At 54.2% G+C, this 16394-nt stretch carries 14 protein-coding genes; 4 read left to right on the top strand and 10 right to left on the bottom strand.

The window, feature by feature from the left end; genetic code table 11:
* Positions 1-11: 11 nt before the first annotated feature.
* The 5 genes from FHW16_RS16495 to FHW16_RS16475 form a co-directional block, all read right to left on the bottom strand.
* The gene (locus tag FHW16_RS16495; protein ID WP_182550326.1) at positions 12-1871 is read right to left on the bottom strand and encodes a DUF2264 domain-containing protein; all 1860 of its coding nucleotides are present in this window, start codon (positions 1869-1871) and stop codon (positions 12-14) included.
* A gap of 85 nt (positions 1872-1956) precedes the next feature.
* Positions 1957-3243, bottom strand: coding sequence for an extracellular solute-binding protein (locus FHW16_RS16490; RefSeq protein ID WP_182550325.1), 1287 nt, complete (start codon positions 3241-3243; stop codon positions 1957-1959).
* A gap of 57 nt (positions 3244-3300) precedes the next feature.
* Positions 3301-4383: an ABC transporter ATP-binding protein gene (locus FHW16_RS16485; RefSeq protein ID WP_182550324.1), complete on the bottom strand. Its 1083-nt coding sequence runs from the start codon at positions 4381-4383 to the stop codon at positions 3301-3303.
* A gap of 55 nt (positions 4384-4438) precedes the next feature.
* Positions 4439-5212, bottom strand: coding sequence for a carbohydrate ABC transporter permease (locus tag FHW16_RS16480; protein ID WP_246711819.1), 774 nt, complete (start codon positions 5210-5212; stop codon positions 4439-4441).
* Between the two features lie 91 nt (positions 5213-5303).
* Positions 5304-6209: a carbohydrate ABC transporter permease gene (locus FHW16_RS16475; protein ID WP_182550322.1), complete on the bottom strand. Its 906-nt coding sequence runs from the start codon at positions 6207-6209 to the stop codon at positions 5304-5306.
* Between the two features lie 220 nt (positions 6210-6429).
* Between FHW16_RS16475 and FHW16_RS16470 the strand changes: the two genes are divergently transcribed.
* Both FHW16_RS16470 and FHW16_RS16465 read left to right on the top strand, forming a co-directional pair.
* The gene (locus tag FHW16_RS16470; protein ID WP_182550321.1) at positions 6430-7614 is read left to right on the top strand and encodes a glycoside hydrolase family 88 protein; all 1185 of its coding nucleotides are present in this window, start codon (positions 6430-6432) and stop codon (positions 7612-7614) included.
* Between the two features lie 57 nt (positions 7615-7671).
* Positions 7672-8715 carry a LacI family DNA-binding transcriptional regulator gene (locus FHW16_RS16465; RefSeq protein WP_182550320.1) on the top strand — a complete coding sequence of 348 codons (1044 nt, stop codon included), beginning with the start codon at positions 7672-7674 and terminating at the stop codon, positions 8713-8715.
* Positions 8716-8735: 20 nt separating this feature from the next.
* On the opposite strand, the gene FHW16_RS16460 is transcribed toward FHW16_RS16465, so the two are convergent.
* A complete protein-coding gene (locus tag FHW16_RS16460) occupies positions 8736-9632 on the bottom strand; it encodes an NAD(P)/FAD-dependent oxidoreductase (protein WP_182550319.1) in 897 nt (298 codons plus the stop codon).
* A 203-nt stretch (positions 9633-9835) separates the two neighbouring features.
* On the opposite strand from FHW16_RS16460, the gene FHW16_RS16455 reads away from it, so the two are divergent.
* Positions 9836-10297 carry an Rrf2 family transcriptional regulator gene (locus FHW16_RS16455; RefSeq protein ID WP_182550318.1) on the top strand — a complete coding sequence of 154 codons (462 nt, stop codon included), beginning with the start codon at positions 9836-9838 and terminating at the stop codon, positions 10295-10297.
* A gap of 186 nt (positions 10298-10483) precedes the next feature.
* The gene (locus FHW16_RS16450) at positions 10484-12829 is read left to right on the top strand and encodes a tetratricopeptide repeat protein (protein ID WP_182550317.1); all 2346 of its coding nucleotides are present in this window, start codon (positions 10484-10486) and stop codon (positions 12827-12829) included.
* Between the two features lie 90 nt (positions 12830-12919).
* Here FHW16_RS16450 and FHW16_RS16445 read toward each other — a convergent pair whose 3' ends face one another.
* The 4 genes from FHW16_RS16445 to FHW16_RS16430 form a co-directional block, all read right to left on the bottom strand.
* Entirely contained in the window at positions 12920-13465 is a 546-nt protein-coding gene (locus tag FHW16_RS16445) for a hypothetical protein (protein ID WP_182550316.1), read from the bottom strand.
* Positions 13466-13986: 521 nt separating this feature from the next.
* The gene (locus tag FHW16_RS16440) at positions 13987-14829 is read right to left on the bottom strand and encodes a bifunctional allantoicase/(S)-ureidoglycine aminohydrolase (RefSeq protein ID WP_182550315.1); all 843 of its coding nucleotides are present in this window, start codon (positions 14827-14829) and stop codon (positions 13987-13989) included.
* Between the two features lie 165 nt (positions 14830-14994).
* Positions 14995-15738, bottom strand: coding sequence for an aspartate/glutamate racemase family protein (locus FHW16_RS16435; protein ID WP_182550314.1), 744 nt, complete (start codon positions 15736-15738; stop codon positions 14995-14997).
* 20 nt (positions 15739-15758) lie between these two features.
* Positions 15759-16388 (bottom strand): flavin reductase family protein, encoded by a 630-nt coding sequence (locus tag FHW16_RS16430; RefSeq protein ID WP_182550313.1) that lies wholly within the window; start codon positions 16386-16388, stop codon positions 15759-15761.
* Positions 16389-16394 lie beyond the last annotated feature (6 nt).

The following is a 16394-nucleotide window of genomic DNA, read 5'->3' as shown; positions in this document are numbered from 1 at the left end:
GCATCGTCCGCTTAGAGGCTGGGTGTGTTCTTCATGATCGTGACCGGAACACCCTTTCCAACCAGCGCTTGTAAAGCCACAATATCAGGCCTTTGGGGTACAGAGGCCAACGCCTTCTCCACCGATGGCCCATTCGCCTGGGCAATGAACGCCGCCATCAATATGCTTTCGCCGGCCGGGATATCGCAAAGCAGCTGAGGCACGGTTGTTTTCGCGGAAACGAGATTTGTATTGGGCGGCGCGAGGTGCAGCCGTGCAGAACGAACAACCGTCGAGCCCAGATCGATAATCGCCGACATATCATTCAGCGTCCGGATGGATGCACGGCCTTTTTCGATGCTGGTAATGTCCTGATCCGCATCTCCGCGCGCGACTGCGAAACCGCCCTCTATTGCCTTGAACGGCCTTGGTGTTTCGATCCGATGAACCCGCACATGAAATGGACCGTCCCAGTAAAGCCAGGTGTGAACAAGCACATCGGGGTAAGGCCGCCAGGTTGCATATATCGTTTCATCCGCGATCATCGCGGTTTCGTTTGTCTCGCGTACTCTGAAATGCTTGCCATCGTCGGACAAGCCAATCATTCCGTCGAGCACCGCCTCATCAAAGCGCACCTGATCGCTCTCGACACTGAAACCGTAGCGCGCGGAGTAGGCGAACTTGGCATATTTTTCAGCGCCGTGGCGCATATGCAGACATTGCTGGCCGGAAGAGAGGACGATTGCGTCTCCCGGCGGATTGGCAATGACAAAACCGGGGTGCTTTTGGACCGAAAGCGCACTGGTTACCGGATAAGGCATTTCGTCTGCGGACCAGAACGGATGATCTTCCGGCAGCGCCAGCGGCAGGAAGGCCTTCAGGGCCCAATAGGGCGACTGAGGGGAATTGTAACTTTCCGACATCAGCAGATCGGGATAGGCATATCCGATGGAAAGTATGCCGTCGCTATGGGCAATCGGCCGGGAAGCCCACCAGCGGAGGTGACGGAGATACAATCCCTTCAATACGCCCCACGGCAAAACCTCTTCGCCTGCAAATGCCAGCGCACCGAAAAACCCGGCTGGCGCAAATCGATAGGTCAGCGAACGGCCAAAAACGATGCCAGCGCCATCATCTGCAAACCAGCGGCTGATATCCGATGCAAACAGATGCGCGCGCTGTCTGTATCTCTCATAGGCGGGCTTATGGTCAAGCGTGGCCAGGATCAGTCCGTAGAAATGGAATGCAAAGGGAATATAGTAGTCTACACGCCGGATGGGACCATCACTGTACCAGCCGTCACCGAGATAGAACGCTTCGAGTTCGGCTTCATAGGCGTCATCAAGGCCCTGATCGTAGTCAGCACCAATCGCGCGTAACCCCATCCCCATGAGAAGGCGGAAGAATTTCCAGTTATTATCATGACAAGGGCGGCTGTGCCCGGCGACGAGATAGGTGGTTACGTTTCGCTTGGCTTCCTCATCAAGCGGATCCCATATTTTTGAGGGGACCAGCCTAAGCGCAAACCCAATGGCGGCCAGTTCGACAAGACGCTGGTTGCGATCGGGGACAGCGCCCCAATATTCGGGGTGCTGCGGGTTCGTTCCGGCGGCAAGCCCCCGAACAATGGGATCCCAATCGATCCAGTCGGCACCGCCCACCTGTGCGGGAACAAGCCCCCAAAGAAGTCTGGAAAAACCTTCCAGATCAGCGGAAGCCTGATCGAAATGCGCTGCTCCGATCCCGCATCTGACACGTGCGCCTGCCTGTGAGCGGAAATGCTCAACGGGCCGCGTAATTGTCGCGACGGCCCGCTCCACGTCTGCGCGCGTCAAAAATGGATTGTTTTTCAGCGGTCGGAAGGCATTTGCCGGAAAGTGTATGTCTGACATTGCTGGGTTCCATTGCGTGCTTGCCGAAGAACGCGGAGTGGATTCGCACCACGTTCTTCACTTTGACTATCCGGAATGCCGGTTCTCAGCCTTTGAGTATTCGCTTGCCCTGCGCGATCAATTCCTTCCCTGCTTCGGCGGGTGTTAGACTGCCAAAGGCAAGTTTCTGAGCAACGGGCATGAAGGCCCGCGTGTCGAACTCGGCTGCTCCCAATGGAATGGGTGGCGGGTACGGGCCAACACGATCCGCAATTGCATTGATAAAATTGACCGTTTTCTTCGCTATCGCATTAATATCAGGAGTGATGGCCTGCTGGACATCAAGATTGACCGGAACACCTCGTTCGATGCCAAGCACCTTACCAGCTTCCATGCCGTTGATAAAAAAGTCGAGGAACTCGGCCGCGAGGTCAGGATTCTTGCTCGTGGTCGCAATGCTCCATATCAGCGCCGGCCGGTAAAACAGACCGGTCGGAGCCTTGGCGTCTTTGATGGGCGGGGCAACAATCTCAAGTGGCCCCTTGTAAACAGCCTGGTAGGCGGGAAGAAGATTGGAGTAGGTCAGGGCAATAACCGCATTGCCCGTCGTCAACGGGTTGGTTTCGACGAGACGCTTGTCCATGGATTGGATTTCTGCGGGTGTACAACCGCCTTGCTTTGCCAGAGCGGTCCAATATTCGTACCACTCCGTCGCGTCATCAGCCGTAAATCCCAAGTGCCCTTCTTCCGTGAACATCAGTTTATCGCGTTGCTTGAGCCATGCGGTAAACACGGAATTATAGTGGGAGCAATTCCCCACGGCCCAGACATTGTCCTTACCAATGGACTTTGTAAGTTCAATGCAGTCTTTCGCAAAGTCGTCCCACGTCGTATCGTCAGAGGGTGGCTTTATTCCTGCTTTTGAAAAGACATCGGTATCGTAGAGCATTGCGCAGGCATTCAGCGCAATCGGTATACCCCTCACCTTTCCGTCAACCCGAACGAGATCCAGTGCGCCTGGGGCCAGGCGATCTGTGCGGATGGTTTTGCCCAGATAGGGGTCAAGCGGAAGTGCGGCATTGCGGCGTCCGTAGTCGGCAAATGTGCCGGGCTCCAACTGAAAAATATCCGGCAGATTTCCACCAGCCATCATCGTGGTCAATTTGGTCCAGTAATCGGAACCGGCCGTTTCGGCATTGACCGTGACGCCTGCGTACTTTTGTGAAAAGAGTTCGGAAACACCCTGCGTTCGCTTCAGGCGATCGGGTGTGCCCCACCAGTAAAGCCGCAGCCGCGTCTCCTGCGCGATGGCTGCTGCCAGATTTGAGAACGATGCAATGGCACCCGCGCCCAGCATGGCGCCATTCAATAACATCTGCCGTCTGTTGATCACTTGCTCCTCCATCATTGCGATCAAATGCCTGAAACAGTCCGGACTCCCCATCCGGCTTTAATCGTTCAAGCGATTACCGTCCTGTCCGAAAAGGTGGCAATGCTCGTGAGCGATACCCACATTCAGGGTATCATTCGTGGCGATTGCCCTTTGGCCTTCCAGCACGATTGTCAGGCTCTGGCCATCTTCAAGCCGCCCATAGGCAAGTGTCTGGCCACCCAGTTGTTCCACATGGCTTACCGTGAGTGTGCCCAGCTTCACTTCGGCCGTCTTGCCCGTTGTAATGTGTTCCGGCCGAACACCGAGAACAGCTTTCGTTCCCGCGCCCATGTCCTCGGATGTCTTCACAACAATCTCTTCAGCCGCCAATTTGAATACCGTCCCCTGGACACGTCGTTCTGCGAATTCGATATCGAGAAAGTTCATTTTCGGACTGCCGATAAAGCCAGCAATGAATCTGTTCGCCGGTTTGTTATAGAGATCAAGCGGCCGTCCGCATTGTTCAATGATGCCACTTCTCAGCACCACAATACGATCCGCCAGGGTCATTGCTTCAACCTGATCGTGCGTCACATAAATCATTGTGGCGCCGATCTCCTTGTGAAGTTTCGCGATCTCAACCCGCGTCTGTACACGAAGCTCCGCATCAAGATTGGACAACGGTTCGTCGAACAGAAAGATACTCGGTTCACGGACAATGGCACGACCGATTGCAACACGCTGGCGTTGCCCGCCCGACAGGGCCTTGGGTTTGCGGTCGAGCAAATGACTGATCTGAAGAATATCGGCGGCCTTCTGCACCCGCACCTTGATATCCTTACGCGGCAAACCCGCTGTCTCCAGCCCGAACGCCATATTCTTGTAGACGCTCATATGCGGATAGAGCGCATAGGACTGGAATACCATGGCAATGCCGCGCTCCGACGGCGGCACGTTGTTCATCACCGCATCATCGATGATCAACTCGCCGCCACTGATGGGCTCCAGACCGGCAATCATGCGCAGCAACGTGGATTTGCCGCATCCGGATGGCCCGACAAACACAACAAATTCGCCTTTGTTGATTTCAAGATTGACGCCATTGATCACTTCAATGGAGCCAAAGCGTTTCACGACATCTTTGAGTGCGAGATTTATCATGCTGAGCTTCCAGAGATGTGGCTCGCGGGAACGAGCAAGGCGGGTTTGAAATGCATCATCGTTTCATTCCCGTCGTGGCAATGCCTTCGATCAGCAGCCGCTGAAAGGCGATGAAAAGGATGAAAATGGGAAACACTGTCAAAGTGGACATAGCGAAAAGCGCGCTCCAGTCGGACTGCGCCGTTGAATCGACAAACGAACGCAAACCAAGCTGAACCGTGTAGTTCTGGATATCGTTGAGATAGATCAGCGGCGCAAAGAAATCGTCCCAGGTCCAAATGAACGAGAATACCGCTGCTGTCGCCATGACAGGACCTGAAAGCGGCAGGATGATTTTGAAGTAAATGCGCCATGGACCGCAGCCGTCCATAATGGCGGCTTCATCCAGTTCGCGCGGCAAGCCGCGAAAAAACTGCACCATGAGGAAGATGAAGAACGCGTCAATGGCCAGAAACTTCGGCACAACAAGCGGCAGGATCGTGTTGACCCAGCCCAGTTTCAGAAACAGAACATATTGCGGTATGAGCACAGCATGCTGCGGCATGATCAACGTACCCAGCATCAAGGCGAACCAGAAATCACGTCCGAAAAAGCGTAGCCGGGTGAAGGCATAGGCCGCCAGCGAACAGGAAATGAGATTTCCGATCACAGCCAGGACAGAGATAAGCAGGGAATTGAAGAAAAGTCTGCCGAAACCGCCACTCAGGCCATTCCATCCCCGTACATAGGCATCGAGGGTTATCTTGTCAGGCAGCAGGGAAACCGACGTGAAGATTTCATCATTCGGTTTGAACGAACTCGAGACCATCCAAAGCAACGGATACAGCATCACGAGACTTGCCGCTGTGAGCAGGCAATACGAGAGAACCCGTCTTGAACTGTGGGCCCAACCTGACCGGCGGTCGCGGGATAGAGTTGCGTCAGTCATCGTAATGCACCCAGTATCTTGCGGACAGGAAGGACAAAGCCGTGAAAAAGGCGATGATGACGACAAGGACCCATGCGAGCGCGGAAGCATAGCCAATATGGAGATTCACAAAGGCCTCCTGAAACAGATAGAGCGTGTAAAACAGCGTGCTGTCGATTGGCCCGCCATCGCCGCCGCTTATGACAAATGCCGAAGTAAAGGCCTTGAAGGCGTCGATGGTCTGAATGACCGCATTGAAAAAGATGACAGGCGTCAGCAACGGCAAGGTGATCTTGAAAAACTGCCGCGCCCTGCCTGCGCCGTCAATGCTCGCCGCCTCGTACATATCCTGCGGGATTTGCCGAAGTCCCGCCAGAAAGATGATCATGGACGAACCAAACTGCCAGATTGCAAGCAGAACCAATGTGTAGAGCGCGGTGGACGGGCTGGAGACCCAGCCGGGACCGTCATATCCGAAAAGGTACTCCAACCCCCGGTTCAGGAGACCGTCGCGGGAAAAAATCTGTCGCCACATGAATGCTATGGCGACCGTACCGCCCAACAGTGACGGCAGATAAAAAATCGCACGAAACACCGCGAGCCCGCGAAGCCCTTTGTTCAGGGCTACGGCCACAGCAAGAGCGAACGCCAGTTTCAACGGTACCGATAGAAGCACAAACGTGAAAGTAACATTCATCGCCGTCCAGAAGCGCGGGTCGTCCGAAGCAATCCGGACGTAATTCTCCATGCCGATCCACTGCGGCGGGGACATGAGACCATAATCCGTGAAAGACAGGTAGATTGAGGTGGCAATCGGCCCCACGGTCAGCGCGAAAAATCCAATCAGCCAGGGGATCAGGAAGCTGTAGTTAGCAACCTGTCTGCGAAACCCCGCTCCCGCCGGACCGCGTGCCCTCATTGAGCACGACTCGCCAATGGGCGACAAATACACGAAAGTTCCGAGCGAAACTTTCTTTGTGTTTTCGCTAACATAGCATCACCCTCCCACATTTCTGTTCCGAAACTCGTCTTTTCGGATTTCATGATTGTCCGTTCCACGAAAAAATGTCAAACGAAAAAATACAATTGACGAAACTTACGCATAATGCGAAAAAGATTTACGTTAGAGAGGAACACCCATGAAGATGCCTACCGACAATTATTTTACCAATGCCCTACGCCCGGCCAGCCTTCATCGCGCAGAGCACCAGATTGCTCTCGAACGATGTGTCGGGAAAGTTCGCAAGACGTTGCCTCTCATGGGCGTTCGCAATCCCAAGATAGGGATTGATAATCTGAAATGGTCCTATTGTGCACCGGGCGACTGGGTTATCAGCTTCATGTCAGGACAGCTCTGGCTGGCCCTTCAACTGACGGGCGATCCGGTTTTCCTGAACGCTGCCCGGGCGCGGCGCCCGGCTTTCCGCGATATATTGCGCAACCGCCGGTCGCAAAACCACGATCTTGGCTTCCAGTTTTCCCTGAGCTGCGTGGCTGACTGGCGCATGACCGGAGCAAAAGAAGCACATGATATGGCTCTGGATGCGGCGCGCGGCCTGGTTACACGCTATTGTCCGCGCGGCCGTTATATTCAGGCGTGGAATGCCCTTGCAAGCCAGGATAGCACCCGGGCAAAATTCGTCGCTGGCCGTATGATCGCTGATACCATGCAGAATCTGGCACTTCTGTATTGGGCATGGAACGAAACTGGGAATGCAGATTTTCGGGATGCGGCAGATGGCCATGCGGAGACGACAGCTCAATATCTGATACGGCAGGATGACACGAGCTTCCATACATTCCTGTTCGACGTTGTTACGGGAGAGCCGATCCGTGGCGAGACCCACCAAGGTTTTGCGCATGATTCCTGCTGGTCACGCGGTCAGGCCTGGATGATCCACGGCTTTGCCCAGTCCGCGCGCACAACCGGGAACAACGTTTATCTTGATCTTGCGAAGCGGCTGGCACGCAAGGCCGAGGCATTGATGGGCGACGACGACGTCCCCGTATGGGATTTTTCCGTATCGGACAGCAATGCGCCACGGGATAGCTCAGCGGCTGCGATTATGGCAGCAGGCATCTATATCATCGCTGATCTGTCCGATAACGAGGAGTCCTCCCGCTGGAAATCGCAAGCCGATCGCTTGATTGGCGGCTTGCTGCGCAGTTGTGACATCAGCGGAAATCCTGAAAGCGAAGGGCTTCTTGCACATGGTGCGGCGCACGTTACGGCGGGATATTCCGATACGATGCTGCCCTATGGCGATTACTATTTTATGGAAGCCCTGATGCGCTCGCTTGGCCATACGGATTTCTTCTGGTAGTCGAGACAGATCACATTAAGACGCTTTCGCCGCACCGGTGGGCTTGGATACCACGATATGACAGATAAAACGGAAGCTGCCGTCACACTTCAGGACATTGCAGATGCGGCGGGGGTGTCGGTCGCTTCCGTTTCCAAAGTGCTGAACAACCGGCCGGGTGTTGGCGATGACAGCCGGCGCCGCATCATCGGCATTGCCGACAAGATGGGCTACCAGGCCCGTGCTTCGCGTGGACACTCCACTGCAAAATCGAGAGACATAACGGTCGTTACCCCCGGAGAATATTACTCCAATTCGCAGTTTTATGGCGACGTCATTCAAGGCATGCTTGACGAGGCAAAATCGCGGGGTGTCGAAGCAAATGTCCGGTTGATTGCGCGTGATTTGCCGGAAGCGGAGTCTGACATTGTCAAGATTCTGGGCGATCCCGGCACAACGGCCGTTTTGCTCGTTGGCCTCGACTACCCTGAGATGATCGAGCGCATTGTTCAAAGCGCGTTACCTGCCGTCATCGTCAATGGTACTGATCGTTCGATGCGGGTGAGCAGCGTGACCCCTGACAACAGGTCCGCCGGTTGGCTCGCCACATGCCATTTGCTGGCCGCCGGGCATCGCAACATTGTCCACGTCACGTTCCCCCACCGATCCTCTCTGGTTCGACGCATGGATGGTTTCAGGGATGCAATGGAGGAGGCAGGAATCCGGTTTGATCCCGCGCATCATGTTCTCGACCTGAGCAAAGAGGGTGTTCGTGATTTCGAGGCTGCTCTTGCCATAAAGCAGGCCCTGAAAGACGGGCGCCTTGACGGCACCACGGCGTTCTTCTGCAGCACCGATCTTGTCGCTCTTGGCGTCATGGAGGGCCTGAAGGAATCGGGATACGACGTGCCGGGTTCGTATTCCGTCATTGGCCTTGATGACGTGCCGATCGCGCATTACAGCCGTCCTCCTCTCACAACTATCCGGGTGGATAGAATGGAACTGGGGCGGGTTGGCTTCTCCATGCTGCAGGAGAAGATCGTCAATCCCGCCATCAGCGTCAGGCATGTGGATCTCGGCGTGGAGCTGATAGAACGGCACACCATCAATCCGCCGGCCTGACCGAAGATGCGCTCAGAGACTTATGGGAAGATCAACGAACGGTGCGCCGCAACACCCGCCAGCACACCCGATGCAGACGCAAATGTTGCATTGGGCATCGGGCTTGCAACATCACCCGCCGCATAGACGCCTTTCACGGATGTGAGTTTGAAATCATCCACCCGGATGTAGGGACCGGTCGGCCCACTTTCGAGCGCGCAGCCAAGCTGAGCCGGCAAGTCACTGACTATGTGAGTCCTGGGCGCGATGAACAGGGCCGAAAGCGGCACGAGGCGACCATCGGCCAATCGCACTGTTTCCAAGGCAGGAGCAGATCCCAGCAGTTCGGCGACAGCAGAGCGCTCAATACGCACCCCTCGTGCCGAAAGCGCGGCAAGCTCACCGCCGTCCGGCTCATAGATGCCCTGCGTGAACAAGGTCGTAGGCCCCCAATCCGCGACAAGCATTGCCTGATGCACCGAAAGCGGCCCCGCCGCCAGAACACCCAAAGCCCTATCGCCATATTCGTAACCATCGCAATAGGGACAAGCCACAACGGATATGCCCCAACGCTCGCCTAGGCCGGGTACAACGGGCAATTCATCCCTTATGCCCGTCGCCAGTATCAAGCGCGCACCTTGAAGAATGTCTCCATTGCGCAAACCGACCCGGAATATGTCACCTTCCGGGACGGCTGAGATCGCCTCGCCGTCGATCAGTTCCACTGTGGGATAGCGACTGAGTTCGCCACGGCCCGTGGCGACGATATCGCGTGGATTTCTTCCATCCTGACCGAGAAATCCGTGGGATGCTTTCGAAAAGCGATTGCGGGGTGTTGCGGCATCGATCAACGCAACGCGACGGCGCGCCCGCCCGAGTTGCATAGCCGCCGACAGCCCGGCAAAGCTGCCCCCGACAACAATTACATCAAATTCCATCTGCCTGCTCCATGCTGGTGTCCTTCGACCCGAGAAGAGTTGAGACTGTCACGGGCGGCGTCCGCATCGCTCCCGGTAGCCAAAAGACGCTGCCAACTTCTTGGGTTTCGTTACTTTATATGTTACAGATAATCACAAATCAAGACTCGTAACTTTGTTTGTTTCGAGTAGGTGCGCCATACCCGAGGCAAAGGAGAACAGTTGTGAGACGCGACAGCCGCTTATCAAGAATGCTTCATGTGCTCATCCATATGGACCGGCACAGCAAGCGCATGACGTCAGAGACGATCGCCCAGATGCTTGGAACGAATGCCGTCGTCGTCCGCCGCACGATGGCTGGCCTTAAGAAACAAGGCTACGTTCGCTCGGAGAACGGACATGGCGGCGGCTGGGAACTCGCGCGTGACCTCGCCGGAATCTCGTTGCTGGATGTCTATCTGGCGATCGGGGCCCCATCGCTGTTTGCCATTGGTCCCTCTTCTGAAAATCCCGCTTGTCTCGTGGAGCAAGCGGTCGATACTGCGCTCGACGATACAATGCGAAATGCAGAACGCCTGTTGCGGGCCCGGTTCGCGGAAGTCACCATCGCAGATCTGGCGTCTGATTTTGATCAGCGCTATGCCGCTTTGCAATCTTCGGGCGAGATTTGCGCAGTGAAAGCCTAGGTTGATGACGAGAGGCGCTTTGTCTCGCGCGCCATACCTACCACAGGTCACCCGTAACAGACGCGAGATAGTTTGCATCGCATTTGAAGCCCTGCGGGTATAGTGTGTTTGCACTATTGCACACGCGTCTGAAGTCTATTGAACTGCCTGTATGGCCACAGTTCTGAACTGCAACGGGGGTATCCTATGAAACTCTTAAAAGCAGCCGGATTCGGAGCAATTGTCCTTTTGTCTGCGATTGCCCGTGCCGAGGAGAAAAATATCTCCAATGATCCAATGCAGACTATTCGCGAGTCGAACCAGATTATCCGCCTCGATCCTTCAAACGCTTTGGCTTATGGCCGCCGCGGCAATGCCTATGTGGAGATCGGGAAGTATGATGAAGCAATCGCCGATTTCAATCAGGCGATCAAACTCAATCCTAATCTCGTCAATGCATACAACAATCGGGGAAATGCAAGCTTCAATAAAGGTGACATCAATGCTGCATTGAGTGACTTCGAACGAACAATTGCGCTCGATCACAATAGTGCAGCTGGCTACAACAGCCGCGGTGGGGTTCGCCTGCACTTGAATGACCTGGATGCGGCGATCGCTGACTTTAATCAGGCAATCAAACTCGACGGCAAATATGTGATGGCTTACAACAACCGCGGGTTAGCACGGTTCAAGCAGGGCGATGTAGAAGCTGCTATCGCTGATTACGATCATGCGATTGAACTGAGCCCGACATATTCAGCGCCATACAACAATCGAGGATCTGCCCAATTTTATAAAGGCAATGTCGAAGAAGCCCTCACAGATTACAATCAAGCGATCAAACTCAATCCCAAGAGCGCAGACGCATATGGCAATCGGGGGGAAGCCCGTATCAGGAAGAATGATCTTTCTGCGGCAATCGAAGACTTTGATATGACGATCAAACTCAGTCCCTCCCTTGCTGGTGCGTATGTCGGGCGTGGTCTTGCTTTTACCCAATTGGGAAATCTGGACAGAGCAATCTCCGATTTGGATCGGGCCATCGAACTCGACCCACAATCTGCTGCCGCGCATACGCACAGAGGATTTGCCCGCATAAAACTGGGTAATTTCGATGGGGCAATCAGTGATCTCGACGAGGCAATCAGACGCAATCCCAAGGACGGGAGTTCATACAATTTTCGCGGTATGGCTCGCTCCAGGCAAGGTAACCTGAGCGAAGCCCTCGAAGATTATGAACAAGCGATCAAACTCAATCCCCAATACGCCGATGCATACAATAATCGGGCGTTGGCTCAATTCAACCGGGGCAATTTTGACGACGCGATAAATGATTTCGATCGGGCAATAAAACTCGATCCGAAAAACTCAGCCACCTATAACAATCGAGGCATAACTCGCAAGGAAAAGGGCGATCTGGACAAGGCTATGGTCGATTATGACCAAGCAATCAAACTTGATCCCCAAAATGCTGCCTCATACCAGTATCGGGGGATTGCCCTCATTGAAAAGAAAGATTTTACCGGTGCGATAGCCGATTTTGATCATGCAATCCAACTCAGCCCCGCCTCCTCTGATGCTTACGTGGGTCGTGGCTTTGCTTATGCTCAAGTCCAGAATCTAGACAAAGCTCGTTCAGATCTGGAGCAGGCCGTCAAACTGGCCCCTCATTCTGCCGCTGCCTACAAAAACCGGGGATATGTTCGCATAAAACTCGGTGATTTCAACGCAGCGATCAGTGATCTCGATGAGGCAATCAAGCAAAATCCCAATGATGCGCGGTCGTATTTCTACCGAGGTACAGGTCATTTCCAGAGAGGAAACATTGCTGAAGCTAAAAGTGATTACGATCAGTCGATCAAACGCGATTCCGGATTTGCCGACGTATACACTATGCGCGGACTGGTTCGCTTCAAGAGCGGCGATGTGAAGGGGTCAATCCTTGATTACGAGCAGGCCATCAAACTCGACCCCCATAACGTCGATGCGTACGGCTATCGTGGCGATTCTCGCTATGCCCAACGTGATATCGACGGGGCGATTGCCGACTACAATCAGGTGATAAAACACAACCCGGAATATGCAAGGGCCTACAATAATCGCGGATATGCACTCTTTGAGAAAGGAGACATCAGTGCAGCGATAAGCGATTTCACCAAAGCTATCGATCTCGATCCGAATTACGCGCAGCCGCGTAGCAGCCGTGCACATGTTCGCCTCGGCCGGGGTGAGTTCAAGGAAGCTTTTGCTGATCTGATCGAGGTTGTGCGGATCGAACTCGGTAATATGCCCACGGAGCTGTCCCTCGCTGCTGAAAGCGCCAAAAGCAATGATCCGGACCAAGATATCGCTGAATTGAACGCGTTGATACAACAGGGCCAGCGGAACGCTACCATCTATCTCAGACGGGCAATTTCACAAGGCATGAAAGGAAATCTCAGCGGAACGCTGGCTGATCTTGATGAAGCGCTGAAGATCGACCCGGAATACAAGCCTGCATTGACGTTGCGCAAAGAGCTGTTGGCGGCAAAGAACAAATACAAGGACATCTGAGCACTTAAAAAATCAACCCCACCAAAGATGTAGACGGGGTTGATAGTCATTGGCTCATTCGGCAAATCACTTTGCATCAGAACACGTCTTTTACTTCTCTGGCCGCAGAGCTGCCAAAAACCAGATCCAGCGATAATTCTCATCGGAGTTGGTCGATTTTGGTAGCTGATTATAGGGCCACACCACATAGAAAGGGCCGCGATCCGCATCTGTCAGCGGCCTGAATTCCTGCTCTTTTGTACAGGTTGCTGCAAGCCGGTCTGAGTCTACGCAGTCAACTTCCGTCGCAATGATGGGATCATAGGATTTGATTTCCTTCATCTCCAGCTTGGCTTCAAAGCCGTCCAGTGCGACACCCGTAACAATTTTCGCATCGGCTGAACTATACTTTGCGAGAATGTCTTTAAGGGAGGACCCGCGATAACGGCGTTTCTCACCATTGGTCCATGGTGTCGCTGTTTCAAGCAGCTTGGATGGGAACGCCTTGCCCAGTTCTTCGACGGTGTAGGTGGCAATAGGCTTTCCGGCCTCCTTCTCAATGGTCAATACATTTGGTTTGTTATCTGCGGCATTTGCCAGCGTGAGGCCAGAAAGGAGCATCAGAGAAGCAGCAAGAGATATTCTATACTTAAGCATGAATTTTCCTTTTGATCAGTTAGATGGGGCGACCCATTCTCCCGGCAGACGACCACCTGGGATACCGGCAGCACTCCCGGTGTAGTGAAGCAGCCATCGAGGTCCTGCGTCCGTGCCGTACTAAGCCCGGGAAATCATGAAGAGCGGATATCAGAAGCGGGTGCGCGGATGAGGTCGAACCCAGATCCGAGACATGCGCTCCTGCTGTTATTCTCTTGCACCAAGTTTGGAGACCAGTGGCAGTAATCCACTTCAATTGATGATCCCTCCCCCGAAATGATCATTCGCAGCCAGCTATCTCGTCTTATCGAATCTGTTCGACCGCAACAATATATGACTGGTAAGGGAAGAAAATATACAGATGTCGTGCGGGTCGCCCACGGTTTGCACACATAGGGCGTTGAAACGCCCTATCGGGATTATGGGGATCTAATCCACGCATTCGGGTCTGAATAGTGCTTTTGCCCAGCGCAACAAGCCCTTGATCCCTGTCAACGATCCGGGACTTGTGCGTGAACCGATTAGCTGCGCGGCTTGGAATGAAGCGTCAGTTTCATATGACGATTGACATCTTTATAGAGCAGATAACGGAATGGCTCCGGACCACCGGCGTAACAGGCCTGCGGACAGAAGGCGCGCAGCCACATGAAATCGCCGGCCTCGACTTCGACCCAATCCTGATTAAGGCGGTAAACCGCCTTCCCCTCAAGCACGTAGAGACCATGTTCCATGACGTGTGTCTCGGCAAACGGAATAACGGCTCCAGGCTGAAGGGTGACAATTGTAACGTGCATATCATGGCGCATGTCCGCGGGATCGACAAAACGGGTGGTCGCCCATCGACCGTCTGTGTCGGGCATTACCGATGGCTTGATGTCGTTTTCATTCAGAACAAGCGGCGTTGGGACCTCGATGCCGGCGACAGCCTCATAGGATTTGCGAACCCAGTGAAAGCGTATGGCGGCATCCGTGGTGTTCAGAACCGACCATTCTGCCGCCGGAGGAATGAACGCATACCCACCAGGGCGCATGACGTGAGTCTGGCCGGCAAGCGTCAGCTGCAACTCCCCTTCCACAATGAAGAGTACTCCCTCGGCATCTGCATCCAACTCGGGACGAGTGCTTCCGCCCCCAGGCGCAACTTCCATAATATATTGCGAGAAAGTCTCGGCAAAGCCGGAAAGAGGCCGAGCTATAATCCAGCAACGTGTCTTGTCCCAAAATGGCAAAGCACTGGTGACAATATCCTGCATCACACCTTTCGGAATGACGGCATATGCTTCAGTGAATACAGCACGCCCCGTGAGCAACTGGCTTTGTGAAGGATGTCCGCCGTGAGGCGCATAATAAGTATTTCGGGACATGAGAGACTCCCCAGCTTGCCCAAGAATGTTTGACCGAAAGTTGCGTAATCCTGTCGCCGGTTCTACGCACATAAGTCAACCTAATGTCATACATTTTCGAATTGTGTTGAAGATATACTGAACACTGCACCTCTGCCGGCGAGGCAATATGTGCAGCAATGGCCATCATGCCAGATTGCTCAGGTGTTCAATATCGGAAGCTAAAGGAGACGATTTGATCCGGGGGAAATCGTACCCATTCACCTTGGATGTCATATATCCCGCACCTACCAGCGCTTCGGCGAGCTTGACTGCAGCGGTAACGCCGTCGATGACAGGTGTGCCGGTTGCGGTGCTGAGCCGTTCGCACAGCAATGACATGCCCGCGCAACCCAGAACAATCGCTTCGGCGCGGTCTTCCAGTTTGGCCTTTTCGATTTCACATACAAGAAGACGCTCGGCTTCCACGGGGTCTTCATCCAACCCGAGTACAGGCAGATTGATAGCACGCACATTGCGACAATGATGATCTGCTCCGTAGGCGGTTACCAGATCTTCGATAATCGGGATGGAGCGGGGTAACGTGGTGATGACTGTGAAGCGCCGGCTGATGGTCATCGCAACTTGCACGGCAGCCTGGCAGATGCCGATAACCGGACCGCGGGCTATCTCTCGTGCAGCATGCAGTCCCGGATCATCGAAGCAGGCAATCACATAGGCATTGACGCCTTGCAGTTCACCCTTGCGAATCTCGGAAAGCATTCCCGGAACGGCCATCGCCTCATCCGCCCCGCCCTCAATACTGACCGGCGTTTCCAGCGGATTGACGGCAGTGACACGCGTGGTGGGATAGGCGACCCGGATTGCGCTTTCCAAGACCTGAGATGTCATTGAAGCTGTGGAATTGGGATTAACCAGAAGAATATGCACGGTCGAGTTCCTTCCTCGCCTCAGTCGCGGCGGGACTTGATGAAATCAGTAATTGACGGGGGTTCCAGAACGAACTGTCGATCAGAGGTAATGTAGTTGTCGGCGTGAAGGCGGGCTATCGGCTGATAGACACCGGGATTGACGTAGCGTCCCTCAGCATCGAGACAATCACGACGTACATGCATGTGGACGACTTCTCCCAAAACCAGCACGCGACGCGGAAACTCGATCAGGCGTTCAACGCGGCATTCAAGAGCGCAGGGCGCGCTTGCCACGTAATTGGCATCGATTTGATTGCACTGCATCGCTTCGAGACCTGCCATCTCAAGTTCGTCGACCTCGCTGTCAAAGCCCAGCCCGCAAACAAGCATTTGCTGCGATATCGCCATATCCACCATATTGACCACGAACTCACCCGTGCGACGGATGTTGACGATCGTGTCTTTCTCCTCGCCGGACAGGCGTGGCTGAACACCGAGGATCAAGATGGGCGGATCGTGCGAGAACACATTGAAGAAGCTCATGGGAGCTGCATTGTTTTGCCCGGCACTTGAACGGGTGGTTACCAATGCAATCGGCCGGGGCCCGATAAAATTGGTGAGCAGGCGATAGCGGCTCTCCGGCTCAAGCTCCGTGAAATCAAACTGCATCTCAGG

Origin of the sequence: Phyllobacterium myrsinacearum, from assembly GCF_014138285.1 — a bacterium.
In the GTDB taxonomy this organism is placed as follows: domain Bacteria; phylum Pseudomonadota; class Alphaproteobacteria; order Rhizobiales; family Rhizobiaceae; genus Phyllobacterium; species Phyllobacterium myrsinacearum_A.
Note: the sequence above shows the minus strand (reverse complement) of the source record. Positions and strands in the feature narration are given on the sequence as shown.

Excerpts from the sequence above, each read along its gene's own strand:
- FHW16_RS16430 (WP_182550313.1), bottom strand. The coding sequence starts at position 16,388 with ATGCAGTTTGATTTCACGGAGCTTGAGCCGGAGAGCCGCTATCGCCTG.
- FHW16_RS16470 (WP_182550321.1), top strand. The coding sequence starts at position 6,430 with ATGAAGATGCCTACCGACAATTATTTTACCAATGCCCTACGCCCGGCC.
- FHW16_RS16465 (WP_182550320.1), top strand. The coding sequence starts at position 7,672 with ATGACAGATAAAACGGAAGCTGCCGTCACACTTCAGGACATTGCAGAT.
- FHW16_RS16450 (WP_182550317.1), top strand. The coding sequence starts at position 10,484 with ATGAAACTCTTAAAAGCAGCCGGATTCGGAGCAATTGTCCTTTTGTCT.
- FHW16_RS16485 (WP_182550324.1), bottom strand. The coding sequence starts at position 4,383 with ATGATAAATCTCGCACTCAAAGATGTCGTGAAACGCTTTGGCTCCATT.
- FHW16_RS16440 (WP_182550315.1), bottom strand. The coding sequence starts at position 14,829 with ATGTCCCGAAATACTTATTATGCGCCTCACGGCGGACATCCTTCACAA.
- FHW16_RS16475 (WP_182550322.1), bottom strand. The coding sequence starts at position 6,209 with ATGAGGGCACGCGGTCCGGCGGGAGCGGGGTTTCGCAGACAGGTTGCT.
- FHW16_RS16480 (WP_246711819.1), bottom strand. The coding sequence starts at position 5,212 with ATGCTGTATCCGTTGCTTTGGATGGTCTCGAGTTCGTTCAAACCGAAT.
- FHW16_RS16495 (WP_182550326.1), bottom strand. The coding sequence starts at position 1,871 with ATGTCAGACATACACTTTCCGGCAAATGCCTTCCGACCGCTGAAAAAC.
- FHW16_RS16445 (WP_182550316.1), bottom strand. The coding sequence starts at position 13,465 with ATGCTTAAGTATAGAATATCTCTTGCTGCTTCTCTGATGCTCCTTTCT.
- FHW16_RS16460 (WP_182550319.1), bottom strand. The coding sequence starts at position 9,632 with ATGGAATTTGATGTAATTGTTGTCGGGGGCAGCTTTGCCGGGCTGTCG.